This window comes from Thauera phenolivorans (assembly GCF_001696715.1).
Classification (GTDB): Bacteria; Pseudomonadota; Gammaproteobacteria; order Burkholderiales; family Rhodocyclaceae; genus Thauera; species Thauera phenolivorans.
Genome location: NZ_MBFM01000006.1, coordinates 1 through 25,214, shown reverse-complemented (window position 1 = coordinate 25,214; position 25,214 = coordinate 1). Strand labels below are relative to the sequence as shown.

The window sequence follows — 25,214 nt, the reverse complement described above, 5'->3', positions numbered from 1 at the left end:
CAACTTTGTCCAGGACAGAAATGAACGAAGCTCCCGAACTCGAAGGCGCCCTCGGCATTTCCGCGGTGGAGCGCGACACCGGCGTGGCGAAGGACACGCTGCGGGTGTGGGAGCGCCGCTACGGCTTTCCCGCGCCGATGCGCGACGCCAACGGCGAGCGCCTCTATCCCGCGGCGCAGGTGGAGAAGCTTCGCCTGGTGCGCCGCCTGCTCGACCAGGGGCGGCGGCCGGCGAAGGTCGTCGGCGCGGATGTCGAGGAATTGCGCGCGCTGATCGTGGAGGGTGAGGCCGGTGCCGGGGCGACGCCCGTCCCCTGCCCCTTGCTGCAGTACGTCCGCCTGCATCGCAGCGCGGAGCTCGCCGCAGCACTGCGCCAGGCGCTGCTGCGACAGGGCTTGCAGGGCTTCGTCGCCGACACGATCGCGCCGCTCAACCAGGCGATCGGCGAAGCGTGGATGCGCGGCGAGATCGAAGTTGCCGAGGAGCACCTATATACCGAGCAGGTGCAGAACGTGCTGCGCGCGGCGATCGGCGCCTATGCCGGTACCGGCGCGCCGCCGCGCGTGCTGTTGTCGACCTTTCCCGACGAGGTGCACACCCTCGGCCTGCTGATGGTCGAGGCGACGCTGGCGCCCGAGGGCGCGGACTGCCTGTCGCTCGGGGCGCGCACGCCGATCGTGGACCTGCGCGAGGCGGCGGTGGGCGGCGGCTTCGACGTCGTCGGCCTCTCCTTCAGCGCCGCCTATCCGTGGCGGCAGGCGCTCGACGGCCTGCTCGAGCTGCGCGCGATGCTGCCCGCGTCGATCGCGATCTGGGCCGGCGGCGCGGCGCTGAAGGGCAGGCAGAAGCGCCTGCCGGGCGTGCGCGTGGTCGAGGATCTGGCCGACACGCTGGCGGCGCTGCGCGAGTGGCGCGCGGCGGCTGCGGACTGAAGGGCGAGCCGGCTCAGCGGGCGAATTCGACCCGCATCGCGCGCCGCTTCGCGGCGAACACCAGGCCGAGCGCGCCGAAGTTCATCGTCAGCGCATAAACCACCGCCGCCACCGCGAGCGCCGGCTGGCGCAGCAGCACGAGCGCGACGAAGATCGCCAGCCCGGCGTTCTGCAGCCCGCACTCCATCGCCACCGCGACCGCGTCGCGCGGCGCGGCGCGGGCCAGCCTCACCAGCGCATAGCCGCCGCCCATCGCAGCGAGGTTGAGCGTGAGCGCGGCCGGACCGACCGCGAGCAGGTTGTCGAGGATGGTGTGCTGGTGGGAGGCGAAGGTGCCGGCCACGATCGCGGCGAAGAACCAGGTGGCGATGCGGCCGATCGCCGCTTCCCGGCGGCGGGTGAAGGCCGGCGCCTTGTGCCGCAGCAGCATGCCGGCGACGATCGGCAGGGTGGTCACCACCAGCACGCTGCCGATCAGCCGCTCGACCGGCAGCGCGGCGAGCTGCAGCGCGCCGCCGGCGAGCGCGCCGCCGCCGAAGTCGGCCAGCACCACTTGCACCAGCAGCGGGAAGCTGAGCAGCGCGGCGAGGCTGCTGATCACCGTCAGGCTGAGCGAGAGCGCGGCGTTGCCGCCGGCGAGATGGGTGAGGAAGCCCGAGCTGGCGCCGCCCGGGCAGGCGGCCAGGATCAGCAGCCCCACCGCGAGCGCCGGGGGCAGCCCGAAGGCGAGCGCGGTGAGCAGGGCCGCGCAGGGCACGAGCAGGAGCTGGCCGCACAGACCGATCAGCAGCGGCCCGGGGCGCAGGAACACCTCGCGGAAGTCCTCCGCCTTCAGCGCCAGACCGACCGAGAACATGATGAAGGCGAGTGCCGCGGGGAGCAGGACGTCGGTGATCATCGTTTCGGTCTAGAGCACGGCGAGGCCGACGATGCCCGCCGCCGCCAGCAGGCCGGCACGGGTGCCGGCGCGCGCGGTGTCGACCAGCACCGCGTTCAGTGCCGCCGCGCCGGGCGCGGTGCGGAAGCGGCGCGCGAGCGCCAGCATCGTCGGCGCGCACACCAGCCCGAGCACGGCGCCGGGGTGGCCGCCGAGGCCGATCGCCACCAGGGCCGCGAGCGGCGCGAGCACCAGCAGCGCAAACACCAGCCAGGCGCGCCGCGGGCCGAGCAGCGACGCAAGCGTGCGGCGGCCGCCGCGCAGGTCGCTTTCGCGGTCGCGGAAGTTGTTCACCAGCAGCACCGCCGCCGCCGGCGCGCCGACCGCCACCCCGGCGAGCACGTCGAGATGGTCGAGCGTGCGCGACTGCAGCCAGTGGCTCCCGAGCACCGCGAGCACGCCGAAGAACAGCAGCACGAAGAGCTCGCCGAAGGGCGAATGCGAGATCGGCCAGGGGCCGCCCGAATAGGCCCAGCCCGCGAGCAGCGAGGCGATGCCGATGGCGAGGATCGGCAGGCCGCCGACGGTGCACAGGTAGGCGCCGAGCAGCAGCGCGAGCAGCAGGCACAACAGCGCGCCGCGCTTGACCTCGCCCGCGCTCGCCCAGCCCGCGAGGGTCACCCGCAGCGGGCCCTTGCGGTCGGGGCGGTCGGTGCCGCGCTCGAAATCGATCGCGTCGTTGTAGAGGTTGGTGCCGATCTGGATCAGCGCGGCGCAGGCGAGCGTGGCCAGCAGCACCAGCCAGTCGAGCGCGCCGCTCTCGGCGAGCGCGAGCGCGCTGCCGAGCACCACCGGCGCGAGCGACATGCCGAGCGTGCGCGGCCGGATCGCGGTCCACCACACGATCGGGGCGGCCGGTCGCGGTGGCAGGGCGTGGGTGCTCAAGCGCCACCCCGGCAGGTGGCAGGAAGGGGTTTCTCTGACATGGGGTCGGACTCGCTTTTTTTTGCGCGGATTGTCGCACGCGCATGTGACGCGCGCGGGTCGCTCGCCCGCCGGGCGCCTCAAAGCAAAAGGGCCAACCCTCGCGGATTGGCCCAAATGCTTGAATTCGTTGGTGGGGGCACTAGGATTCGAACCTAGGACCTACTGATTAAGAGTCAGCTGCTCTACCAACTGAGCTATACCCCCGTTGCCTTGCGGCGGATCGGCGATGTCGCTGGCCGATCGAGAAGGCGCGAATAATACCGAGCGCCGCCGGCGCGCGCAAGGCCTGCGCCAAAAAAATTCTTCGCGCGTGCGCCGGTCTCAGCCGAGCGCGCGGCCGCCGCGGCGGCGGGCGCCCACGCCGGCGAGACCGCCGAAGCCGTGGCTGCCGTGGGCGTGGCAGATCGCACAGGCGAGCGCGTCGGCGGCGTCGGCGCCGGGGCTGGCGTCGAGGCGCAGCAGGCGCTGCACCATGTCCTGCACCTGCTCCTTGTGCGCCTTGCCGTAGCCCACCACCGACTGCTTGACCTGCAGCGCGGTGTATTCGGTGACGGGCAGCTCGCACGCCACCGCGCCGCAGATCACCGCGCCGCGCGCCTGGCCGAGCAGCAGGGTGGATTGGGGATTGACGTTGACGAAGACCTTCTCCACCGCCACCACGTCGGGCCGGTAGGTGGCGATGACCTCGCGCACGCCGTCGAGGAGGGTCTTGAGACGGCCGGGGAGCTCGCCGTCGCGGGTCTTGATGCAGCCGCTGGCCACATAGCGCAGCTGGCTGCCGAGGCTGTCGATGAGGCCGAAGCCGGTAATCCGCAGGCCGGGGTCGAGGCCGAGGATGCGGGTGGCGACGCCGCTCGCGGCGGCGCCGCCGAAGCCGGAAGGGTTCAAACCTTTACCGCGGTGCCGCTCACGCAAACCATCAGCATGCCGTTGTCGGTGCCGAGGACCTCGTAGTCGACGTCGATGCCGATCACCGCGTTGGCGCCGAGCCGCTTCGCCTCGGCCGCCATCTCGTCCATCGCGATGCGGCGGGCGTTGGACAGGGTGCGCTCGTAGCTGCCGGCGCGGCCGCCGACCACGTTGCGGATCGAGGCGAACATGTCCTTGAACAGGTTGGCGCCGATGATCGCCTCACCGTTGACGACGCCGAGGTAGTCGCGAACAGGCTTGCCTTCGACGACGGTGGTGGTGGTGAGCAGCATGGTCTTGCCTCCTTGGGATGTGAGCGGAATTCTAACCCGCGCTCATTCGTCGTCGAACACCGCGGAGGTGTACACCTCCTGCACGTCGTCGAGCGCCTCGAGCGCGTCGAGCAGCTTCTGCATGCGCGCCGCGTCCTCGCCCTCGAGCTCGGTCTCGTTCTGCGGCTTCATCGTCACCTCGCCGAACTCGGCGGTGAAACCGGCCTGCTCGAGCGCCTCCCTCACCGCGGTGAATTCCCACGGCCCGGTGACGACCTCGATCGAGCCGTCGTCGTTGGTGATGACGTCCTCGGCGCCGGCCTCGAGCGCGGCTTCCATCAGCGCGTCCTCGTCGGTGCCGGGGGAGAACATCAGCTGGCCGCAGTGCTTGAACTGGAACGCGACGCAGCCGTCGGTGCCCATGTTGCCGCCGTACTTTGAGAAGGCGTGGCGCACGTCGGCGACGGTGCGGGTCTTGTTGTCGGTGAGGCAGTCGACCATCACCGCCGAACCGCCGATGCCGTAGCCCTCGTAGCGCGCCTCCTCGTAGCTCACGCCCTCGAGTTCGCCGGTGCCCTTCTTGATCGCGTTGTCGATCTTGTCCCTGGGCATGTTGATCGCCTTGCCCTTGTCGACCGCCAGGCGCAGGCGCGGGTTGAAGCCGGGGTCGCCGCCGCCCATCTTGGCGGCCACGGTGATTTCCTTGGCGATTTTGGAGAAGGCCGCGCCGCGCTTCTCGTCCTGACGACCCTTGCGGTGCTGAATGTTTGCCCACTTGGAATGACCAGCCATAAACCCCTCGATGCTGCCGTAAGCGATTGAAAGTCGCGCATTATACAACCCGGGGGCGGGCCTTGCCCCGGGGGCTCTGGTAGATTCGCGGGGCGAGCACGCCATCTTGCAGGCGTGCCGCAGGCGACCGCGCCGGCTGCGAGGCCGGCTACGACCGCTGCGTCGCCGCCTGCGGGGCGCCCTGATAAACTCGGCGGCATGCCCACGAATGACGGTGACGAGATGACCCAAGCGATGCTGATTGCGAAGAACGCCGCGCACGAGCTCCACCTGCTGCCGCGCCTGGCCAACCGCCACGGCCTGATCACCGGCGCCACCGGCACCGGCAAGACGGTGACCCTGCAGAAGATGGCGGAGTCCTTCGCCAATATCGGCGTTCCGGTGTTCGTCGCCGACATCAAGGGCGACCTCTCCGGCATCGCCGCCGCCGGCACCGCCTCGCCCAAGCTGCTCGAGCGCCTGGCGGCGATCGGCATCACCGACTACGCGCCGCGCGCCAACACCACCGTGTTCTGGGACGTGTACGGCGAGAAGGGCCACCCGGTGCGGGCCACGATCTCCGACATGGGCCCCTACCTGCTCGCCCGCCTGCTCAACCTCAACGACACCCAGACCGGGGTGATGCAGCTGGTGTTCCGCATCGCCGACGACAACGGCATGCTGCTGCTCGACCTCAAGGACCTGCGCGCGATGGTGCAGTACGTGGGCGAGAACGCGAAGAACTTCACCACCGAGTACGGCAACATCTCCGCCGCCTCGATCGGCGCGATCCAGCGCAACCTGCTCGGACTCGAGGAACAGGGCGGCGACGTCTTCTTCGGCGAGCCGATGCTCGACATCGCCGACCTCATGCAGTGCGATGCCGAGGGCCGCGGCGTGATCAACGTGCTCGCCGCGGAAAAGCTCTACCACTCGCCCAAGCTCTACTCCACCTTCCTGCTGTGGCTGCTGTCGGAGCTCTTCGAGCAGCTGCCCGAGGTGGGCGACCCGGACAAGCCGAAGATGGTGTTCTTCTTCGACGAGGCCCACCTGCTGTTCGACGACGCCCCCAAGGCCTTGCTCGACAAGGTGGAGCAGGTGGTGCGCCTGATCCGCTCCAAGGGGGTGGGCGTCTATTTCGTCACCCAGAACCCGCTCGACGTGCCGGATGCGGTGCTCGGCCAGCTCGGCAACCGGGTGCAGCACGCGCTGCGCGCCTTCACCCCGCGCGACCAGAAGGCGGTGAAGACCGCCGCCGACACGATGCGGCCGAATCCCGCGTTCGACGCCGTCGCCGCGATCACCGAGCTCGGCGTGGGCGAGGCGCTGATCTCCTTCCTCGACGACAAGGGCCGGCCGCAGATCACCGAGCGCTGCTTCGTGATCGCGCCCGACTCCCGCCTCGGCCCGCTCACCGAGGCCGAGCGCGACGCGATCGTCCGGGGCTCGCTGATCTACGGCCACTACGAGAAGGAAGTGGATCGCGAGTCGGCCTACGAGATGCTGCGCGCCCAGGCGGACGCGGCGGCCACGCGTGCCGAGGCGAGGGCCGCCGAGGCGCCGCAGCAGGACGGCGGCGGCCTCAACGACATCCTGTTCGGCTCCACCGGTCCGCGCGGCGGCAAGCGTGACGGCCTGATGCAGATCGCGGCGAAGACGGTCACCCGCACCATCGGCAGCTCGATCGGCCGCCAGATCGTCCGCGGCCTGCTCGGCTCCCTGCTCGGCGGCAGCAGCCGGCGCTGATGCGGGCCCCCGGCGCGGAGGGCGGCGGCAGGGGCGTCGGCCTCGCCTTCGCGCTGCTGGGCGCGATCGGCTTCTCCTTCAAGGCGATCCTGGTCAAGCTCGCCTATCGCCACGGCGTAGATGCGGAAACCCTGCTCGCGCTGCGCATGGGCTTCTCGCTGCCCTTCTTCCTCGCCATGGGCGTGGTGGCGAGCCGGCGCGCGGCGGCGCCGATCGCCGCGCGCGACTGGGGCTGGATGCTGGTCCTCGGCCTGATCGGCTATTACTTCGCGAGCTATCTCGACTTCCTCGGCCTCAGGTACATCTCGGCCACCCTCGAGCGCCTGATCCTCTACACCTACCCGACCCTGGTCATCGTGGCCTCGGCGCTCTTCCTCGGCAAGCCGATCACGAAGCGGATGGGGGCGGCGCTCGCGCTGTGCTACCTCGGCATCGCGGTCGCGCTCGGCCACGACTTCCGCTTCGCCGGCGGCGGCGCGGGCGAGGTCGCGCTCGGCAGCCTGCTGGTGTTCGGCAGCGCGGTCGCCTTCGCGATCTACCTGATGGGCAACGGCGAGGTGGTGGGGCGCACCGGCGCCACCCGCTTCTCCGCCTATGCCACCAGCTTCGCCTGCCTCGGCGCGATCGCGCAGTTCTTCGCGCTGCGCGAGCCGGCGCTGCTGCTCGCCCAGCCCTGGCAGGTGTATGGCCTGTCGCTGGCGATGGCGGTGGTGAGCACGGTGGCTCCGGTGTGGCTGGTGTCGGAGGCGATCCGCCGCCTCGGCGCCGGGCCGGTGTCGCTCACCGGCTCGATCGGCCCCGCTTCCACCATCCTGCTCGGCTGGCTGCTGCTCGACGAACCGGTCGGTGCGATCCAGCTCATCGGCACCGCGATGGTGGTCGGCGGCGTGCTCGTGATGGCGCGCAAGCCCGCCTGAGCGGCGCTCAGCGGTCGAGGCCGAGGCGGCGGCAGATCTCGGTGGTGAGGCCGGCCTGGTTCATGCTGTAGAAGTGCAGGCCGGGGGCGCCGGCGGCGATCAGCTGCTCGCACAGCCGGGTTACCACGTCGAGGCCGAAGGCGCGCACCGAGGCGCTGTCGTCGCCGTAGCTCTCGAAGGTCTTGCGCATCCAGCGCGGGATCTCGGCGCCGCAGGCATCCGAGAAGCGCGCCAGCTTGGAGAAGGTGCCGACCGGCATGATGCCCGGCACGATCGGGATGTTCACCCCGAGGCGGCGTGCCGCATCGACGAAGTGCAGGTAGGCGTCGAGGTTGTAGAAGTACTGGGTGATCGCCGAATCGGCGCCGGCGTCGGCCTTGCGCTTGAAGGCGAGCAGATCGTCGCGCGGGCTCCGCGCCTGCGGATGCCATTCCGGATAGGCGGCGACCTCGATGCGGAAGCGGTCGCCGGTCTCGCGGCGGATGAACTCCACCAACTCGTTGGCGTAGCGGAACTCACCCGGGTCGCCCACGCCCGAGGGCAGGTCGCCGCGCAGGGCGACGATGCGGCGGATGCCGGCGTCGGCATATTCCTGCAGGATTGCGCGGATGCCCTCGCGGGTGGAGCCGATGCACGACAGGTGGGGCGCGGCCTCGCAGCCACTGGCGGCGATCTCCTTCACCGTGGCGAAGGTGCGCTCGCGGGTGGAGCCGCCGGCGCCGTAGGTCACGGAAAAGAACGCCGGCTTGAGTTCGGCGAGCTTCTCGCGGGTGGCGCGCAGCTTTGCCGTGCCCTCCGGCGTCGTCGGCGGGAAGAATTCGATCGAGAGTTCGGTCTTGCTCATGGGGGGTTCCGGGTTCAGGTGGCGGCGTCCGTCGCGCGGATGCCGTGGAAGAAGAATTCGCGGTTGCCGTCGCCGCCGGCGATCGGCGAATCGAACCAGTCGAGGATGCGCAGCCCGGCGGCGCGCGCGGCCGCGCGCAGCTTCGCCTCGACCTCGGCGTAGAGCGCGGGGTCGCGCACGATGCCGCCCTTGCCGATGCCCTGGGGGCCGACTTCGAACTGCGGCTTCACCAGCGCCAGCACATGGCCGCCGGGCGCGAGCAGCGCCGGCCACTGCGGCAGCAGCAGGCTGAGCGAGATGAAGCTGGCGTCGCATACGATGAGCTCGAAGCCGCCCGGCGGAAAGTGGTTGCCGAGATCGGCGGCGGTCAGCGCGCGGGCGTTGACACCCTCGAGGGTCACGCAGCGCGGATCGTTGCGCAGGCGCGGATGGAGCTGGTCGCGGCCGACCTCGACCCCGACCACCTTCGCCGCCCCCGCCTGCAGCAGGCAGTCGCTGAAGCCGCCGGTGGACTGGCCGATGTCGAGCGCGCCGATGCCGCGCACGTCGAGCCGGCTGCGCGCGAGCGCGCCCTCCAGCTTGAGCGCGCCGCGCGACACGAAGCGGTCGCTGTCGTCCGGCCTCACCGCGAGGCGGGCGTCGGGCGGCAGCTCGAGCGCCGGTTTGGCGACCGGCTCGCCCGCATGGGTGACGCGGCCGGCCTCGATCAGCGCACGCGCCGCGGTGCGCGAGGGCGCCAGTCCCTGCGCCACCAGCAGCTGGTCGACGCGCAGCAGGCCGTGGCGGTCCGCCGGGCCTTTGGCGTGCGCCGCCGGTTTCGGCTTGCCCTGGCGGGCGTGGAAGGAGTTCATGCTCATATACGTGACGATCGTCTTTTGCCGGTATCGATGCAGCTCGCAGGCACCGCCGCCTATCGCGCAGAGGGCTGCGCTCCTGCCGCAGGTGCCACCGGTCAGTAGCGGTACTGTTCCGACTTGTACGGCCCCTCTACCGGCACGCCGATGTAAGCGGCCTGCTCGGGCGTCAGCACCGAGAGCTCGGCGTTGAGCTTCTTCAGCTGCAGGCGGGCGACCTTCTCGTCGAGGTGCTTGGGCAGGGTGTAGACGCCCACCGGGTACTTGTCGGTGTGTTGGAACAGCTCGATCTGCGCGATCGTCTGGTTCGCGAACGAGCTCGACATCACGTAGCTCGGGTGGCCGGTGGCACAGCCGAGGTTCACCAGGCGGCCCTTGGCGAGCAGGATGATGCGCTTGCCGTCCGGGAAGATGACGTGATCGACCTGCGGCTTGATCTCCTCCCAGTCGTAGCCCTCGATGCCGGCGACGTCGATCTCGTTGTCGAAGTGGCCGATGTTGCAGACGATCGCCTGGTCCTTCATCTTCGCCATGTGGTCGTGGGTGATCACGTGGTAGTTGCCGGTGGCGGTGACGAAGATGTCGGCCTTGTCGGCCGCGTAGTCCATCGTCACCACGCGATAGCCCTCCATCGCCGCCTGCAGCGCGCAGATCGGGTCGACCTCGGTCACCCAGACCTGGGCCGACAGCGCGCGCAGGGCCTGGGCCGAGCCCTTGCCGACGTCGCCGTAGCCGCACACCAGCGCGACCTTGCCCGCCACCATGACGTCGGTGGCGCGCTTGATGCCGTCGACCAGCGACTCGCGGCAGCCGTACAGGTTGTCGAACTTCGACTTGGTGACCGAATCGTTGACGTTGATCGCCGGGAACTTGAGTTCGCCGCGGGCGTGCATCTGATACAGGCGATGCACGCCGGTGGTGGTCTCCTCGGTCACGCCCTTGATCTGCGCGAGGCGGGTCGAATACCAGGCGGGGTCCTGCGCGAGCTTCGCCTTGATCGCGGCGAACAGCACGGTTTCCTCCTCGGAACCCGGCTTGGCGAGCACCGAGGCGTCGGCTTCCGCGCGCGCGCCGAGGTGCAGCAGCAGGGTGGCGTCGCCGCCGTCGTCGAGGATCATGTTCGAGTAACCCCCATCGGGCCAGTCGAAGATGCGGTGGGTGTAGTCCCAGTAGTCCTTCAGCGATTCGCCCTTCACCGCGAACACCGGAATGCGGTCGGCGGCGATCGCGGCGGCGGCGTGGTCCTGGGTCGAATAGATGTTGCACGAGGCCCAGCGCACCTCGGCGCCGAGCGCGGTCAGCGTCTCGATCAGCACCGCGGTCTGGATCGTCATGTGCAGCGAGCCGGTGATGCGTGCGCCCTGCAGCGGCTGGCTGGCGGCGTATTCCTCGCGGATCGCCATCAGGCCGGGCATCTCGGTCTCGGCGATGCGGATTTCCTTGCGCCCCCAGTCGGCAAGCGCGAGGTCGGCGACGACGTAGTCGGTAAACTTCTGGTCAGCCACAGCGGTCATGTGAAGCTCCATGCTATGGCCGGGAAGGGAGGGGGAGGGCGGTCGTCATGGACCGCGCGGCTTGCTCACCCGACATCCCGAACCCGGCAGGGTTGAGAATGAAAGCAGGTGAGCGCCGTTGTGCTGCTGCCCGCCGTGTTGGCGGGTTCCGAGCCTGGGGGCCGTGGCTGCCTCGGCAGCCGGCGCCTCGCAGCGCTCCTCGGAAAGTTCTCGATTATATACCGCGACGGCGCGCGTCCGACACTAGCCTCCGGCCTTGCCGTGCCCGTTGTGGCGGACCATGCTCACCACCAGGGTGATCACGGTGAGCGGCATCACGTAGCCGAGCATGACGCCGGAGAAGGCGGGCAGCGCCTCGTGCTTCTGCGCCTGCAGCACCAGCCAGGCGGTATACGCCGCGTAGTAGCCGAGGAAAACGATGCCTTCCCAGCGCGCGATCTCGCGCCCGGTGATCATGATCGGCAGGCAGGCGAAGGCCACCGCGAGCATCACCCAGAGGTCGAAGTTGCGCGCCGCCTCCGACACCGGCAGCCCGCTGCCCGACACCAGGCCGGTGACGCCGAGCACGGCGAGGATGTTGAAGACGTTGCTGCCGACCACGTTGCCCACCGCGATGTCGCGCTGGCCGCGCAGCGCGGCGACGATCGAGGTGGCGACCTCGGGCATCGAGGTGCCGATCGCGACCACGGTGAGGCCGATCACCAGGTCGCTGACGCCGAAGGCGCGGGCAAAGGACACCGCGGCGCCCACCAGCCAGTCCGCGCCCAGCACCAGCATCGCGAGGCCGACGACGATCAGCGCCAGCTGCACCGCCCAGTGGCTGTCCCAGGACGAGGTGGAGATCTCGGTCTCGAACTCGTCCTGGGTCGCCTTCGAGGCGCGGCGCGACTGCACGACGAGGAACACGGTGTAGGCGATCACCAGGCCGAACAGGGCGGCGGCCTCGATGAAGCCGATGCCGCCGTCGAGCGACATCACCACCAGCAGCGCCGAGGCGCCGATCATGATCGGGATCTCCTGGCGGATGATCTGCTCGTCCACCAGCAGCGGCGTGATCAGTGCCGAGATGCCGAGGATCAGCAGCACGTTGGCGATGTTGCTGCCCACCACGTTGCCGATCGCGAGGTCGGGCGTGCCGCCGAGCGCCGCGCCCACCGACACCGCCATTTCCGGCGCGCTGGTGCCGAAGGCGACCACGGTGAGGCCGACGACCAGCGGCGACACGCCGAAGGAGACCGCCAGGCGCGAGGCGCCGCGCACCATCACGTCGGCACCGATGACGAGGGTGGCGAGGCCGAGGACAAACATCAGGGCTTGCTGGAGCATGGGAGACTCTATGGGGAGAACCAAAAACGACCCGCTCGCGCGGGGGTAGGGGATTCTACAGGGGCTGCGTCCGCCGCAGGCACCGTAGGAGCGCAGCCCTCTGCGCGATAAACGGCGACTGTGCCCTCGACACGGCTGCCATCGCCCTGAGGGCAGGGCTCCTACAGGGGGTGCGTTCGCCGTAGGCACGGTAGGAGCGCAGCCCTCTGCGCGATAAACGGCGGTCGCGCCCCTGGCAAACGGAGGCTAGAGCCCGGCGTCGGCGCGCAGGGCGGCGGCCTTGTCGGTCGCCTCCCAGGTGAAGCCGGGCTCGTCGCGGCCGAAGTGGCCGTAGGCGGCGGTGCGCGAGTAGACCGGCCGCAGCAGGTCGAGGCTCGCGATGATCGCCCGTGGCCGCAGATCGAAGTGCTTGTGCACCAGCTCGGCGATGCGCGTGTCGTCGATGCGGCCGGTGCCGAAGGTGTTCACCATCAGCGACACCGGGCGCGCGACGCCGATCGCGTAGGCCACCTGCACCTCGCACTTGTCGGCCAGGCCGGCGGCGACGATGTTCTTCGCCACGTAGCGGCCGGCATAGGCGGCCGAGCGGTCGACCTTGGACGGATCCTTGCCCGAGAACGCGCCGCCGCCGTGGTGGGCCGCGCCGCCGTAGGTGTCGACGATGATCTTGCGCCCGGTGAGGCCGCAGTCGCCGTGCGGGCCGCCGACCACGAAGCGGCCGGTGGGGTTCACCAGGTAGCGCACGTCGCCCCGCATCAGCTCGGGCGGCAGCACCGGCTTGATGATCTCCTCGATCACCGCCTCGCGGATCTGTTCCTGGGTCACGTCGGGGTCGTGCTGGGTCGACACCACCACGGTGTCGATCGCCACCGGCTTGCCGTCGACGTACTTCACCGTGAGCTGGCTCTTGGCGTCGGGGCGCAGCCAGGGCAGGCGGCCGTCCTTGCGCACCTCGGCCTGGCGCTGCATCAGGCGGTGGGCGTAGTAGATCGGCAGCGGCATCAGGCTGGGCGTTTCGGCGGTGGCGTAGCCGAACATCAGGCCCTGGTCGCCGGCGCCCTGGTCGAGCGGGTCGTCGCTGGCCTTGTCCACGCCCTGGGCGATGTCGGGCGACTGACGGTTGATCGCCGCCAGCACCGCGCAGCTCTTGTAGTCGAAGCCGATCTCGGAGTTGTCGTAGCCGATGCGGCGGATGACGTCCTGCGCGATCTCGCGGTAGTTGGGGTGGGCGGTGGTGGTGATCTCGCCCGAGATCACCACGAGGCCGGTCGACACGAGCGTTTCGCAGGCGACGCGCGCATGCGGATCCTCGGTGAGGATGGCGTCGAGCACGCCGTCGGAGACCTGGTCGGCGACCTTGTCGGGATGGCCTTCGGACACCGATTCCGAGGTGAAGAGGTATTCCTTGCTCAAGATGTTCTCCTGCAAAAAAACAAAATCCCCGCAATTGGCGACTGACTTGCGTCTCGCCAGCTCCGGGGACTTCATCGAGCAGGCGACGCTTTAGCAGCATTTGGTCTCGCGTCCGGCGCGCCGGGAAGGGTGCGCTGCGCAGGCCGCCCTGCAAGTTGTCGAGTTAACTCGGCGGCTGGGCGATAATTGTAGCCCCTGTGCGGCCGGCGCTCCAAATCACCGGTCGGCATCAGGGTTTTTCCGACATTTCAGGGGCCTGCGTCAGCGTGCTGTTCCAATTCCTGTTCCGCCTGCTCGCCCGCCTTCCGCTCTCCTGGCTGCACCGTCTCGGAGGCTGGGCGGGCTGGGTCGTCTATCTCTCTTCGCCCTCGTATCGGCGCCGGCTGCAGGCCAACCTCGCCCAGGCCACCGGCGAGCGCGCCGCCGGGCTGTTGCCGCAGGCGGTCGCCGAGGCCGGCCGCCAGGCGCTCGAAGTGGCCTGGATCTGGCTGCGACCGGCCGACGAGGTCGTGGGCAAGGTGGTGCGCACCGAGGGCTGGGCGCTGGTCGAGCAGGCGCGCGCCGATGGCGCGGGCATTCTCTTCATCACCCCCCACCTCGGCTGCTTCGAGATCACCGCGCAGTGCATCGCCGCCCACATCCCGATCACCGTGCTGTTCCGCCCGCCGCGCAAGACCGAGCTGCACGCCTTCATGGAGGCTGGCCGCGCGCGCGGCCAGATGGAGACCGCGCCGGCCGACGTCTCCGGCGTGCGCAAGCTGGTGAAGGTGCTGCGCGGCCATGGCGCGGTCGGCATGCTGCCCGACCAGGTGCCGGGCGCGGGCGAAGGCGTGTGGGCGCCCTTCTTCGGCCGACCGGCGTGGACCATGACACTGGCCGCGCGTCTCGCGGCGGTGAAGAACGTGCGCGTGATCTACACCTGGGCCGAGCGCCTGCCGCGCGGCGAAGGCTACGTGTTCCGTCTGCAGGCGCCCGCCGAGGCGCTCACCGGCGAGATCGAGGCCGACGCCGCGATCATCAACCGCGAGGTCGAGCGCATGATCCTGCAATGCCCGCAGCAGTACCTGTGGGGCTACAACCGCTACAAGCAGCCGCGCGCGGCGAGGCCGGCGGCGGAGGCCGAGGCGTGATGAGCCGGTTGATGATCGGCCTGCTGTGGTTGCTGCACTTCCTGCCGCTGGCGCTGCTCGCGCCGCTCGGCACCGCGCTCGGCCGCCTGCTCTACCTCGTCGCGCGTTCGCGCCGGCGCGTGGTGCTGACCAACCTGCGGCTGTGCTTTCCCGCGCTCGACGACGCCGAGCGCCGCGCGCTCGCGCGCCGCCACTTCGGCCTCGTCGGGCGCAGCATGCTCGAGCGCAGCCTCGCCTGGTGGGCGGGCCCGGCGCGGCTGCGGCGCATCTGCCGCGTCGACGGCCTCGAGCACCTGCAGGCCCTGCGCGCCGCGGGGCGGCCGGTGCTGCTGCTCGCGCCGCACTTCCTCGGCCTCGACATGGCCGGCACCCGGCTGTCGATGGAGGGCGACTTCGTCAGCGTGTATTCGCCGCAGAAGAACAAGGTCTTCGACCACTGGCTGCACCACGGCCGCAGCCGCTTCAACGACCAGCTGCTGCTGTCGCGCCACGACGGCGTGCGCAGCACGGTGAAGGCGATGAAGTCGGGCCGGCCGCTCTACTACCTGCCCGACCTCGACTACGGCCGCAAGGAGTCGATCTTCGTGCCCTTCTTCGGCGTGCCGGCGGCGACCATCACCGGCCTGCCGCGCCTGGCGCGGCTGGCGGGGGCGGCGGTGGTGCCCTGCGTCACCCGTATCCTGCCCGGCGGCCAGGGCTACGTGCTCGAGCTCGGCGCGCCGTGGGAGGATTTCCCCGGCGCCGAGGTCGAGGCCGACGTGCGCCGCATGAACGCCTGGCTCGAGGGCGTGGTGCGCACCATGCCCGAGCAGTACTACTGGGTGCACCGCCGCTTCAAGACCCGGCCGCCGGGCGAGCCGAAGCTGTATTGAGCATGGGTCCGGCCACGCGGTCGCGCACGGGGTGTAGGAGCGCAGCCCCCTGCGCGATCGGCGGCGGTGCGGGCGGGGCGGCGGCTATCGCCCTGGGGGCAGGGCTCCTACGGGGTGCGGCGGGGGTGATGCCGGGTGTAGGAGCGCAGCCCTCTGCGCGATCGGCGGCGGTGGTGCGGACGGGGCGGCGGCTATCGCCCTGGGGGCAGGGCTCCTACGGGGTGCGGCGGGGGTGATGCCGGGTGTAGGAGCGCAGCCCTCTGCGCGATTGCGGCGGTCGTGCCGGCGGGGCGGTCGTTATCGCCCTGGGGGCAGGGCTCCTACGGGGGTGCGGCAGGGTGGACGATAGCGGGGCGCAGGGGGGAGAATCCGGGCCACCCCGTCCTTCGCGAAACCAGCGGCCCCCCATGAAACTGCGCTTCACCAAGATGCACGGCCTCGGCAACGACTTCGTCGTCATCGACGCCACGCGCGCGCCGGTCGAGCTCACCCCGGCGCGCGTCAGGGCGATCGCCGATCGCCATTTCGGCGTTGGCTGCGACCAGCTGCTGGTGGTCGAGCCGGCGAGCCGGCCCGAGGTCGATTTCCGCTACCGCATCTTCAACGCCGACGGCGGCGAGGTGGAGCAGTGCGGCAACGGCGCGCGCTGCTTCGTCCGCTTCGTCCATGACAAGCGGCTCACCGAGCGGCGCGAAATCCGCGTCGAGACGAAGTCCGGCCTGGTCGCCCCGCGCCTGCGCGAGGACGGCCTGGTGACGGTGGACATGGGCGTGCCCGAGCTCGCGCCGGCGAAGATCCCCTTCGTCTCCGATTCCGACGCGGTGGTGCAGCCGCTCGAGGTCGATGGCCGGATCGTGGCGATCACCGCGGTGTCGATGGGCAATCCGCATGCGGTGCAGGTGGTGGCCGACGTCGAGGCCGCACCGGTGGCGGCGCAGGGCGCGGCGATCGAGCGCCATCCGCGCTTCCCCGCCCGCGTCAATGCCGGCTTCATGGAGGTCGCCGACCCGCATCGCATCCGGCTGCGCGTCTTCGAGCGCGGCGCGGGCGAGACGCTCGCCTGCGGCACCGGGGCCTGCGCCGCGGTGGTCGCCGGCATCCTGCGCGGCCTGCTCGAGTCGCCGGTGCGGGTGGACACCCGTGGTGGCGAGCTCGAGATCGCCTGGGACGGCCCCGGCGCGCCGGTGATGATGACCGGGCCCGCGGTCACCGTGTTCGAGGGCGAGATCGAGCTCGCCTGATCCCCGCTTCCCAACCCCGCTTCCCAACCCATTTCCGCATTGCGCCGCGCGCTCCGCGCCGGCCAGGAGCCTCGCCGATGAATGCCGAAGATGTCGCCCTCTACCTGCAGCAGAACCCGGAGTTTCTCGCCGATCACGAGGAGCTGTTCACCCGCCTCACGGTGCCCCATCCGCAGCACGGCGGTCAGGCGATCTCGCTCGTCGAGCGCCAGCAGCACGCGCTGCGCGACAAGATCCGCCAGCTCGAGCACAAGCTTTCCCAGCTGATCGCCTTCGGCGAGGAGAACGACGAGATCAGCGAGAAGGTCCATCGGCTCGCGCTCGCCCTGCTCGAGGCGGGCAGCTTCGAGGCGGTGCGCCAGGCGCTGATCCTCAGCCTGCAGGAGGACTTCGCCGTGCCCCACGTCGGCCTGCGCCTGTGGGGCGGGGCGATGGCGCGCGCCGAAACCGAGTTCATGGCGGTCAGCGAGGAGGCGCGCGAGTACTTCGAGAGCCTCCGCCACCCCTATTGCGGCACCCCCGAGCAGGTCGAGGTGCTGGCCTGGTTCGGCGAGGCGGCGATCCACGTGCACTCGGTGGCGCTGATGCCGCTGCGCCGCCACGGCCAGCTGTTCGGGCTGCTCGCGCTCGGCAGCCCGGAGCCCGAGCGCTTCTATCCCGGCATGGGCACGCTCTACCTCGGCCGCATCGGCGAACTCGCCGCCGCCGCGCTGCTGTGCGAGATCGCGGGGTGAACGAGGCGCCTGCCGCGTCCGCGCTGCCGCCCGGCGGCGAGGAGTGGCTGCTCTGGCTCGCCAGCCAGCGGCGCGCCGCGGCGCTCACGCTTGAGGCCTACCGCTACGACCTCGAGCGCCTCGCCGTGCTCGCCGAAGGGCGCGAACTGGCCGCGCTCGCGCCGCACGACATCCGCCGCTTCGTCGGCCGCCTGCACGGCGAGGGCCTCTCGGGGCGCTCGATCGGTCGCTGCCTGTCGGCCTGGCGCGGCCTCTACCGCTGGCTGATCCGTCATCGCGGCCATCGCGCCAATCCGGTGGACGGCATCCGTCCGCCGAAGTCGCCCGCCCTGCTGCCGCGCGCGCTGTCGCCTGACCAGGCCCAGGCCCTGCTCGACCCGCCCGCCGAGAGCTTGCTCGAGGTGCGCGATCTGGCGATGTTCGAGCTTTTCTATTCCTCCGGCCTGCGCCTGTCCGAGCTCGCCGGGCTCGATGTCGACCGCGGCCTCGATCGGGCCGAAGGCATGGTCACCGTCACCGGCAAGCGCGGCCGCAGCCGCAGCGTGCCGGTCGGCGGCAAGGCGTGGACGGCGCTGCAGGCCTGGGCCACGCTGCGCGCCCAGCTCGCGCGCGCGGGCGAGCCGGCGCTGTTCGTCACCCGCACCGGCACGCGCATGAGCCCGGGCGCGATCCGCAGCCGGCTCGAGGTGCGCGCACGTGCGCTCGGCCTCGGCGTGCATGTCCATCCCCACATGCTGCGCCACAGTTTCGCCAGCCACATGCTGCAGTCGAGCGGGGACCTGAGGGCGGTGCAGGAGCTGCTCGGCCACGCCAGCATCCGCAGCACCCAGATCTATACCCATCTCGATTTCCAGCATCTGGCCCGGGTGTACGACCAGGCGCACCCGCGCGCGCGCAGCAAATAGCGGCAAATTCCACACTCGCTGGGGCCTCCGGTGCCGTCACTGCGCATTCCTCCGCAGTGACGGAGATGGCGCTTGGGTATGCTCGTCCTCGACATTTCGATTGCAACGACCAACCGCCCCGGTGCCGCCGCGCGCAACGCAGGCCGGCAGGGCAGCCCAGGAGTGCCATGTCCCGCAGCAGCCGATCGCTTCCCGAGGGGAAGCCCGACACCGAATCCGCGTCGCCCTCGGCTTCGCCGTCGCGGCGGGCCCTGCGTTCGATCGCCCTGCTGCTGGCGCGCCACGAGATGCGCAGCCTGCGCGGCTGGTACGACGAATTCGACCACGACATCATGCTGCCGATCCTGCTCGGCGAGATCGCACTGCACAACATCGGTCCGCGCGACGAGTTCGAGTGGAAGGGCACGAGCGGCGACTGGCGCTGCCGGCTGCGGCCCTGCAACACCTTCTCGATCGCCTCCGCCGCCGGCCTGCCGCGCGAGACGGTGCGACGCAAGGTCTCCCGCCTGGTCGAGCTGGGCTGGGTCGGACGCGAGGAGAACGGCCATCTCTTCGTCAGCCAGGCGGCGCTGACGCACTTCGGCTCGCTGCTCGTGTCGCGCACGCTCGACGAGGTGCTCGACACCGCCGACCGCGCCCGCCAGCTGATGGCCGCCGGCTGAAGCCGGTCTGCCGCGGCCGGCGCCTTCCCCTTACTGCCCGAACAGGCCCTCGCCCGCCGGCCGCGCGGGCTGGAGGCCGAAGTGCACCCACATCGGCGAGGTCGCCATGCGCCCGCGCGGGGTGCGCTGCAGGTAGCCCTGCTGGATCAGGTAGGGCTCGATCACGTCCTCGATGGTGTCGCTCGACTCGCCGATCGCCGCCGCGAGGTTGTCCAGCCCCACCGGGCCGCCGCCGAACTTCTCCAGCATCGCGCCGAGCAGCTTGCGGTCCATGAGGTCGAGGCCGAGGTGGTCCACGTCCAGCATCAGCAGCGCGGCGTCCGCCACCGCGGCGCTGATGTCGCCGCCGGCGCGCACCTCGGCGTAGTCGCGCACCCGGCGCAGCAGGCGGTTGGCGATGCGCGGCGTGCCGCGCGCGCGGCGGGCGATCTCGAGCGCGCCGGCGTCGTCGATCGCCACGTTGAGCAGGCGCGCCGAGCGGCCGACGATGAAGGCGAGTTCGTCCGGCGTGTAGAACTCGAGCCGGGCGACGATGCCGAAGCGGTCGCGCAGCGGGTTGGTCAGCATGCCGGCGCGGGTGGTGGCGCCGACCAGGGTGAAGGGCGGCAGGTCGAGCTTCACCGAGCGCGCCGCCGGGCCTTCGCCGATCATGATGTCGATCTGGAAGTCCTCCAGCGCGGGATAGAGGATCTCCTCCACCACCGGCGACAGGCGGTGGATCTCGTCGATGAAGAGCACGTCGTGCGGCTCGAGGTTGGTCAGCAGCGCGGCGAGGTCGCCAGCGCGCTCGAGCACCGGGCCCGAGGTCTGGCGCAGGTTCACCCCCATCTCGGCGGCGACGATGTGCGCCAGCGTGGTCTTGCCCAGCCCCGGCGGGCCGAACAGCAGCACGTGGTCGAGCGCCTCGCCGCGCCGCGTCGCCGCCTGGATGAAGATCTCGAGCTGTTCGCGGATCTTCGCCTGGCCGACGTACTCCGCCAGCCGCTTCGGCCGCAGCGCGCGCTCGAGCGCGTCCTCCTGGCGGTCGGCCGGACGCGGCGAGATCAGGCGTTCGGCCGGGGCGGCCTTGAGCTTGTCGGTTTCGATCATGGCGAGAGTTTAGCCGCTCGTGGCCCGGCTTGGGTGGCATGAGCTGGGGTTTTGTCCAGTCATGACCCCCGGTAGGAGCCCTGCCCCCAGGGCGATTGCAGCCGCATCGCGCGCACCACCGCCTTAATCGCGCAGAGGGCTGCGCTCCTACGGCGCCTTCGACGGGCGCCCCCCGGTAGGAGCCCTGCCCCCAGGGCGATAGCGGCCGCATCGCCGGCACAACCGCCGCTATCGCGCAGAGGGCTGCGCTCCTACGGTGCCACCGCGCACCGCCCCGCCGTAGGAGCCCTGCCCCCAGGGCGATGGCGGTCGTTATCGGCCGCACAACCGCGGCTTATCGCCCTGAGGGCAGGGCTCCCACATGGCCGCGGGCGCCGTTGCTCAACCCTTGGACAAGGCCTTCAGCGCCAGCCGGATGCCCTCCGACACGCCCACTTCCTCCGCCAGCCCCTTCATCGCGCCGAGCGCCTCGCGCTCGTTGTAGCCGAGTGCGAGGAGGGCGTTGAGGATGTCGCTGCGGGCGTCGGGCTCGGCGCCGGGCGCGGCGGCCAGGCGCGCGCCGGCGAGCTCGGGCAGGGCCTTGCCGAGTTTGTCGCGCAGCTCGAGCAGCAGGCGCTCGGCGGTCTTCTTGCCGATGCCGGGGATCTTCACCAGGCGGCCGGCTTCCTGCAGCGCCACCGCCTGCGCGAGGTCGTTCACCGACAGCCCGGAGAGCACCGCGAGCGCCATGCGCGCGCCCACGCCGCTCACCTTGAGCAGCTGGCGGAAGGCGGTGCGCTCCTCGTGGGTGGCGAAGCCGTAGAGGAAGTGGCCGTCCTCGCGCACCGCGAAGTGGGTGTGCAGGCTCACCGCCGCGCCGGTGGCGGGCAGGCCGTAGAAGGTGCTCATCGGCACGTCGATCTCGTAGCCGACGCCGTGCACGTCGAGCAGGATCTGCGGCGGGTTCTTTTCGAGCAGGGTGCCGGTGAGGCGTCCGATCATGTCAGCGTGGCCCCGGGGTTCAGCCGCCGACCGGCGCGACGAAGGCGAGCGCGGCGGCGAGCACGAGGCCGTGCAGGTTGGCGGCGAGGATGGTGAGCTTGAGCGCGGGGGCGAGCTCGGCGGGCCGGGCGGCGTCGGCGATCAGCTGACGCGCGGCGGAGAAGGACACCACCAGGGTGAGCCCGGCGGCGGCGGCGTAGCGCGGCAGGTGCTCGCCGGCGACCATCGCCACCAGCCAGGCGTAGGCGACGATCGCGATCAGCAGGTAGCCCCACTTGGCGGCGTCGGCGCCGAGGCGCACGACCAGGGTGCGCTTGCCGGCGGCGGCGTCGCCCGCGCGGTCGGGGAACTGGTTGATGTAGAGCACGTTGGCCACCAGCAGCGCGTAGGAGAGGCCGGCGAGCGCGGGCAGCAGCGAGAAGCCGCCGCGCTGCACGTAGTCGGCGCCGATCACCACCAGCAGCCAGCACAGGGTGATCGCCACTTCGCCGAGGCCACGGCTCACCAGCGCGAGCGGCGGCGCGGAGTAGGCCCAGCCGACGAACAACCCGGCCATGCCGATCGCGATCAGCCCGGGGCCGGCCTGCCAGGCGAGCCACAGCCCGGCGGGGATCACCGCGCCGAGCAGGGCGAAGCCGAAGATGCGGGTCTGGCGGGCGGTGTGCACGCCGTTGGTGATGAAGCGGCTGCCGCCGGTGAAGGGGAAGATGCGCTCCTCGTTGCGCTCGTCGGCGCCGCTCTCGGCGTCGTAGTAGTCGTTGAGGACATTCACGCCGGCCTGAGCGACGAGGGCGAACAGCACGGTGACGATCGCGGTGGCGAGATCGATGGCGACGCCGCCGTGGTGGGCGGTCGCCAGCCCGACGAGGCAGCCGACGAGGGTGACCGAGAGGAAGGCCGGGCGGGTGGCGAGGAAGTAGCGCCACAGCGGGTGCGTCAGGCGGGCGGGATGGGGTTCGCCCGGGGCGATCAGGGGGAGGGTGTCGGGCATGTTCTGGCGGCAGGTGCAGCGGGGAGGGGATGGGTGCTAGTCTGCCATGCGGCGTGCGGTTTCGAGAAATTTCTGCTGCGGTGCGACAGACGCCTCGCGGCGCTCCCGCCCGCGGTAGGCGCCCTGCCCCCAGGGCGATAGCAGCCGTCATCGCCGGCACAACCGCCGCCATCGCGCACAGGGGTGCGCTCCTACGGTGCCTGCGACCGGCGCCCCTGTAGAAGCCCTGCCCCCAGGGCGATCGTCGTCTAAGCTTGACCAGGGCGTTCGGTCGGGGTTGACTTTTTGATCATATGAACAAAAATACATAACGAGGCTGAGGAATGGATCAGGATCGTTACGAATTCGTTTGCTATTCCGATCCGCCGGGTCGGGTGATGGACGAACTGCGCGGGCAGGATCTGGATTTTCAGGAGGCCTTCTACTTTTTCGTCGTCAAGACGAACCGATACGGATGGGACGAGCGGGAGCGGATCGAGACCCTGGACAACCGTTTTCAGACCTACGCCCTTCCGGTCAAGGACGGCGACCCCAGGAGCGCCATGTTGACGCGGGAGGTCGGCACCGACCGCTACACCTATCTCGGCCTGACGCGCAACAATCCCGCTCGCGACGAAGTCTACGCCGAGGCGTGCAAGGCGCACGGCCTGGCTTCGCCCGGGCGGACTCCCTATCCCTGACATGCAAAATAGCCGCGCTGGAGGCAGGATCGATGACAAGTGATAGCAGGACCATGAAGTCAGTGATGGACGAGCTCCGTCGGGAATCGCCCGAGCTCGACCGCCGGCTGCGCGATTCCGAACCACGGCGCGATCTGGCTCTCGCCCTCGTCGGGCTGCGCCGGAACGCCGGACTCACGCAGACCGAGCTGGCGGGGGCGATGGGCAAGGACCAGGCCTTCGTGTCGCGGATGGAGTCGGCCTCCGGCGCCTTCCCGAGCGCGGCTAGCATCGAGGCCTATGCCCAGGCTTGCAATGCCGCGGTGGCCTACGTGTTCGCGAGCGACGGCGAACTGGTCACCGTTCCGCTCGGCCGCGAGTCCGAGGCCGCACTGATCCATTCTGCCATCCAGCACGCTGGCGATGCGTAGGGGGGCGGAAGCCGATGTCGTTCGCCGAGGTCTGGTGCTGGCCCAAGCTGGGTGATGCCCTTGGCTTTGTCGGGTTGATCTTACTTGCGCTGCCGGCGGTGTGGATGGCCAAGGCGGGGTTTCGCGCCAGCAAGCTTGGCGCCACCCCGCTCGGTAATAAGGTCGGCGCGGAATTTCACGTATGGAAGGGCGATCTCTTCGCCAAGCTCCTCGGCAAGGCCCAGACGTGGAGTGCGCTGCATACCTGGTGCCTGTTCCTGGGCTATGCGTTCTTCGTCGCTTCCTACCTCGTCACGCTGCTCGTCACGTGCTCGGGATAGCGGATCCGCCGCCTGTTCGTGACCTGCGATCTGCGGTTTGCACTATTTGGGGGGCTGCTGTCTTGGACTTCATCGCTGCGTGCCGAACGCGTGCCTGCCCCTACAGTCGCTGGTACGCCGCCTTTTTCAGAGCTAAGCTTAGCCAATCAACTTAGTCCGATGGAGGCCGTCATGCCCCTAATCGTCAATGTCCACGAGGCCAAGACACAACTCTCCCGCCTGCTCGAGCAGGCGCATGCCGGGCAGGAGATCATCCTTGCCAAGGCGGGCAAGCCCTATGCGCGACTGATGCCACTCGCGCCCGAGGCGACTGCGCGCAAACCCGGCCGCCTCGCTGGCAAGCACCTATCCGAGGCCTTCTTCGAGCCGCTGCCGCCCGAAGAGCTCGCCGCCTGGGAGTGAGGATGCGTCTGTTGCTCGACACCCATGCGCTGTTGTGGTGGTGGACCGATGATCCGCATCTTTCGCCGAAGGCGCGCGAGGCGATCGCCGACAGGGCCAGCACCGTTCTCGTCAGCGCCGCGAGCCCGTGGGAGCTGGCGACCAAGCATCGTATCGGCAAGCTCGGCGAGGCGGGGGAGGCGGTCGCCCGCTTCGATGAACTCGTGAGCGCCGACGGCTTCGAGTATCTGCCGATCAGCTATTACCACTGCCTCAAGGCGGGCGGCTACGCGCTCGCGCATCGTGATCCCTTCGATCGCATGCTGGCCGCGCAGAGCGAGCTGGAGGGCCTGGTGTTGGTGACCTGCGATCCGGTATTCGGACTTTTCGGGGTGAACGTGCTTTGGTAAGCGCCCAACTCCCCGTGCCGAACCCGTCTCCGCCTGCTGTAGGAGGCCTGCCCCCAGGCCGATAGCCGCCGTCATCGCGCGCCCGACCGCCGCTCATCGCGCAGAGGGCTGCGCTCCTACGGTGCCTGCGATCGGCGTCGCTTGCCGGCGCATCCTGGTCATTGACGTCAACCACCTTGCCCGCTCCCCGCGCGGACGCGCTATACGTAAACCAAGCGACACGGGGAGGGAAGGGCCATGCTGCTTAACGGTGATCTTGCCTTAGAAGAACTCAAGCTGCTGCAGGAAGTCATCGGCCGGCACGAGAACCACGCCATGCGCGTCAAGGGCCTCCTCTTTGTGATCATCGCCGGTCTGACCGCGGCGACCTATGCGGAAGGCATGAGAGGAAGCCGAGGATGGATGTTCGCCGGCGCGATCGTGCTGACGCTCCTCTTCATGGTATGGGAGCTCTACCATCGCGCGATCAGCCAGCAGGCCATCACGCGCGCCGGGGCGGTCGAGTCTCAGCTGAGGGGCGAAGCCGACTATGACGGACCGAAGATCGGCCACTCGGTCAGCAACAAGATCGAGCTCCAACACCTCATTGCAGAAGCACGTCGTCCATGGAACTGGTCTTCCTTGGTCGTCGTGCTCTCATCGCTGGCGTTCCTGTTCTGGTTTGCGCCGCCGCCCAAGGAGACGTCTGCACAGAAACCATCGAACGCGACCGCCGCGCGCCAGGCTCCGGTGGGTGTGCTGGGCTGCCCGACGTTTCAGGAGATTAAGGGTTTCTTTCCCGGACGGCGCATTCTGAGCGACTGAGCCGCGCGAAAACACTCGCCGAGTCGCCTTGGCGCGGAGCGGGTCGATCCGAAAGAAGAAAGCCGCCGGGGCGGAAGCGCCGGCGGTCCCCGCTCGGGCTGAGGAGAAGGACTCACAAGCGCGTGATCTGTGCTCCCTCTGCCCCATCCTTCGCGAGATGCAAGGAGGCTCCCCGAGTTCGACAGTTACGCTCGCAAGTGCTTGTGTTTTCTGGAGCACACTTTCAAAAATGCCACTACAAC

28 protein-coding genes, 1 tRNA gene and 1 riboswitch are annotated in these 25,214 nt (G+C 70.0%); of the genes, 15 read left to right on the top strand and 14 right to left on the bottom strand.

The genetic code is table 11. The annotated features are described in order from the left end of the window. Positions 1–20: 20 nt before the first annotated feature. Positions 21–932, top strand: a complete 912-nt coding sequence (locus BB334_RS16055) for a MerR family transcriptional regulator (protein WP_068809522.1) — start codon at positions 21–23, stop codon at positions 930–932. A 13-nt stretch (positions 933–945) separates the two neighbouring features. Here BB334_RS16055 and BB334_RS16050 read toward each other — a convergent pair whose 3' ends face one another. The 6 genes from BB334_RS16050 to BB334_RS16025 all read right to left on the bottom strand — a co-directional run bounded on the left by BB334_RS16050 (position 946) and on the right by BB334_RS16025 (position 4,769). Beyond that, on the bottom strand, positions 946–1,830 hold the full coding sequence (locus BB334_RS16050; protein ID WP_068809521.1) for a bile acid:sodium symporter family protein: 885 nt from the start codon (positions 1,828–1,830) through the stop codon (positions 946–948). 9 nt (positions 1,831–1,839) lie between these two features. Next, positions 1,840–2,754 carry a 1,4-dihydroxy-2-naphthoate octaprenyltransferase gene (menA, locus tag BB334_RS16045; protein WP_232756762.1) on the bottom strand — a complete coding sequence of 305 codons (915 nt, stop codon included), beginning with the start codon at positions 2,752–2,754 and terminating at the stop codon, positions 1,840–1,842. A 170-nt stretch (positions 2,755–2,924) separates the two neighbouring features. Continuing rightward, positions 2,925–3,000 (bottom strand) — tRNA-Lys (locus BB334_RS16040). Between the two features lie 117 nt (positions 3,001–3,117). Beyond that, positions 3,118–3,684, bottom strand: coding sequence for a crossover junction endodeoxyribonuclease RuvC (gene ruvC / locus BB334_RS16035; RefSeq protein WP_068809520.1), 567 nt, complete (start codon positions 3,682–3,684; stop codon positions 3,118–3,120). Continuing rightward, the gene (locus tag BB334_RS16030; RefSeq protein WP_068809519.1) at positions 3,681–3,998 is read right to left on the bottom strand and encodes a heavy metal-binding domain-containing protein; all 318 of its coding nucleotides are present in this window, start codon (positions 3,996–3,998) and stop codon (positions 3,681–3,683) included. The genes ruvC and BB334_RS16030 overlap by 4 nt, the downstream gene beginning before the upstream one ends. Positions 3,999–4,040: 42 nt before the next feature. After that, entirely contained in the window at positions 4,041–4,769 is a 729-nt protein-coding gene (locus tag BB334_RS16025; RefSeq protein ID WP_068809518.1) for a YebC/PmpR family DNA-binding transcriptional regulator, read from the bottom strand. 222 nt (positions 4,770–4,991) lie between these two features. On the opposite strand from BB334_RS16025, the gene BB334_RS16020 reads away from it, so the two are divergent. After that, complete coding sequence (locus tag BB334_RS16020; protein WP_068809517.1) at positions 4,992–6,494, top strand: helicase HerA-like C-terminal domain-containing protein; 1,503 nt, start codon at positions 4,992–4,994, stop codon at positions 6,492–6,494. Continuing rightward, entirely contained in the window at positions 6,494–7,411 is a 918-nt protein-coding gene (locus BB334_RS16015) for a DMT family transporter (protein WP_068809516.1), read from the top strand. The genes BB334_RS16020 and BB334_RS16015 overlap by 1 nt, the downstream gene beginning before the upstream one ends. Before the next feature lie 7 nt (positions 7,412–7,418). Here BB334_RS16015 and metF read toward each other — a convergent pair whose 3' ends face one another. The 5 genes from metF to metK form a co-directional block, all read right to left on the bottom strand. After that, a complete protein-coding gene (metF, locus tag BB334_RS16010) occupies positions 7,419–8,255 on the bottom strand; it encodes a methylenetetrahydrofolate reductase [NAD(P)H] (RefSeq protein ID WP_068809515.1) in 837 nt (278 codons plus the stop codon). Between the two features lie 14 nt (positions 8,256–8,269). Beyond that, positions 8,270–9,112 (bottom strand): TlyA family RNA methyltransferase, encoded by an 843-nt coding sequence (locus BB334_RS16005; RefSeq protein WP_068809514.1) that lies wholly within the window; start codon positions 9,110–9,112, stop codon positions 8,270–8,272. A 95-nt stretch (positions 9,113–9,207) separates the two neighbouring features. After that, positions 9,208–10,623 carry an adenosylhomocysteinase gene (gene ahcY / locus BB334_RS16000; protein ID WP_068809513.1) on the bottom strand — a complete coding sequence of 472 codons (1,416 nt, stop codon included), beginning with the start codon at positions 10,621–10,623 and terminating at the stop codon, positions 9,208–9,210. A gap of 103 nt (positions 10,624–10,726) precedes the next feature. Further along, a riboswitch (S-adenosyl-L-homocysteine riboswitch) is annotated at positions 10,727–10,830 on the bottom strand. Between the two features lie 36 nt (positions 10,831–10,866). Continuing rightward, positions 10,867–11,949 (bottom strand): calcium/sodium antiporter, encoded by a 1,083-nt coding sequence (locus tag BB334_RS15995; protein WP_068809512.1) that lies wholly within the window; start codon positions 11,947–11,949, stop codon positions 10,867–10,869. A gap of 246 nt (positions 11,950–12,195) precedes the next feature. Next, positions 12,196–13,362 carry a methionine adenosyltransferase gene (gene metK, locus BB334_RS15990; RefSeq protein ID WP_068809511.1) on the bottom strand — a complete coding sequence of 389 codons (1,167 nt, stop codon included), beginning with the start codon at positions 13,360–13,362 and terminating at the stop codon, positions 12,196–12,198. Positions 13,363–13,628: 266 nt separating this feature from the next. On the opposite strand from metK, the gene BB334_RS15985 reads away from it, so the two are divergent. From BB334_RS15985 to BB334_RS15960, 6 genes are all read left to right on the top strand, one after another. After that, on the top strand, positions 13,629–14,492 hold the full coding sequence (locus tag BB334_RS15985) for a lysophospholipid acyltransferase family protein (RefSeq protein WP_068809510.1): 864 nt from the start codon (positions 13,629–13,631) through the stop codon (positions 14,490–14,492). Beyond that, positions 14,492–15,364: a lysophospholipid acyltransferase family protein gene (locus BB334_RS15980; protein WP_068809509.1), complete on the top strand. Its 873-nt coding sequence runs from the start codon at positions 14,492–14,494 to the stop codon at positions 15,362–15,364. Before BB334_RS15985 ends, BB334_RS15980 begins: the two co-directional genes overlap by 1 nt. Positions 15,365–15,771: 407 nt before the next feature. After that, positions 15,772–16,605 (top strand): diaminopimelate epimerase, encoded by an 834-nt coding sequence (gene dapF, locus BB334_RS15975; RefSeq protein ID WP_068809508.1) that lies wholly within the window; start codon positions 15,772–15,774, stop codon positions 16,603–16,605. Positions 16,606–16,682: 77 nt separating this feature from the next. Then, on the top strand, positions 16,683–17,339 hold the full coding sequence (locus tag BB334_RS15970) for a DUF484 family protein (RefSeq protein ID WP_068809507.1): 657 nt from the start codon (positions 16,683–16,685) through the stop codon (positions 17,337–17,339). Next, positions 17,336–18,244 (top strand): tyrosine recombinase XerC, encoded by a 909-nt coding sequence (locus BB334_RS15965; RefSeq protein ID WP_068809506.1) that lies wholly within the window; start codon positions 17,336–17,338, stop codon positions 18,242–18,244. Before BB334_RS15970 ends, BB334_RS15965 begins: the two co-directional genes overlap by 4 nt. 167 nt (positions 18,245–18,411) lie before the next feature. After that, entirely contained in the window at positions 18,412–18,906 is a 495-nt protein-coding gene (locus BB334_RS15960) for a hypothetical protein (RefSeq protein ID WP_068809505.1), read from the top strand. A 30-nt stretch (positions 18,907–18,936) separates the two neighbouring features. Here the strand turns inward: BB334_RS15960 and ruvB are convergent, their stop codons facing one another. From ruvB to BB334_RS15945, 3 genes are all read right to left on the bottom strand, one after another. Continuing rightward, positions 18,937–19,995: a Holliday junction branch migration DNA helicase RuvB gene (ruvB, locus tag BB334_RS15955; protein WP_068809504.1), complete on the bottom strand. Its 1,059-nt coding sequence runs from the start codon at positions 19,993–19,995 to the stop codon at positions 18,937–18,939. Between the two features lie 381 nt (positions 19,996–20,376). After that, positions 20,377–20,976, bottom strand: coding sequence for a Holliday junction branch migration protein RuvA (ruvA, locus tag BB334_RS15950; RefSeq protein WP_068809503.1), 600 nt, complete (start codon positions 20,974–20,976; stop codon positions 20,377–20,379). A 19-nt stretch (positions 20,977–20,995) separates the two neighbouring features. Further along, entirely contained in the window at positions 20,996–21,967 is a 972-nt protein-coding gene (locus BB334_RS15945) for a prenyltransferase (protein ID WP_068809502.1), read from the bottom strand. Positions 21,968–22,290: 323 nt separating this feature from the next. Here BB334_RS15945 and BB334_RS18260 point away from each other — a divergent pair, with 323 nt between their 5' ends. From BB334_RS18260 to BB334_RS15915, 6 genes are all read left to right on the top strand, one after another. After that, positions 22,291–22,647, top strand: coding sequence for a hypothetical protein (locus BB334_RS18260; protein ID WP_068809501.1), 357 nt, complete (start codon positions 22,291–22,293; stop codon positions 22,645–22,647). A gap of 65 nt (positions 22,648–22,712) precedes the next feature. Beyond that, the gene (locus BB334_RS18255) at positions 22,713–23,057 is read left to right on the top strand and encodes a helix-turn-helix domain-containing protein (RefSeq protein WP_068809500.1); all 345 of its coding nucleotides are present in this window, start codon (positions 22,713–22,715) and stop codon (positions 23,055–23,057) included. 14 nt (positions 23,058–23,071) lie between these two features. Next, a complete protein-coding gene (locus BB334_RS15930) occupies positions 23,072–23,377 on the top strand; it encodes a hypothetical protein (RefSeq protein WP_068809499.1) in 306 nt (101 codons plus the stop codon). Positions 23,378–23,548: 171 nt separating this feature from the next. Then, positions 23,549–23,779 (top strand): type II toxin-antitoxin system Phd/YefM family antitoxin, encoded by a 231-nt coding sequence (locus tag BB334_RS15925; protein ID WP_068809498.1) that lies wholly within the window; start codon positions 23,549–23,551, stop codon positions 23,777–23,779. Between the two features lie 2 nt (positions 23,780–23,781). Continuing rightward, positions 23,782–24,168: a type II toxin-antitoxin system VapC family toxin gene (locus BB334_RS15920; RefSeq protein WP_068809497.1), complete on the top strand. Its 387-nt coding sequence runs from the start codon at positions 23,782–23,784 to the stop codon at positions 24,166–24,168. A gap of 237 nt (positions 24,169–24,405) precedes the next feature. Further along, positions 24,406–24,972 carry a hypothetical protein gene (locus BB334_RS15915; protein WP_068809496.1) on the top strand — a complete coding sequence of 189 codons (567 nt, stop codon included), beginning with the start codon at positions 24,406–24,408 and terminating at the stop codon, positions 24,970–24,972. Positions 24,973–25,214 lie beyond the last annotated feature (242 nt).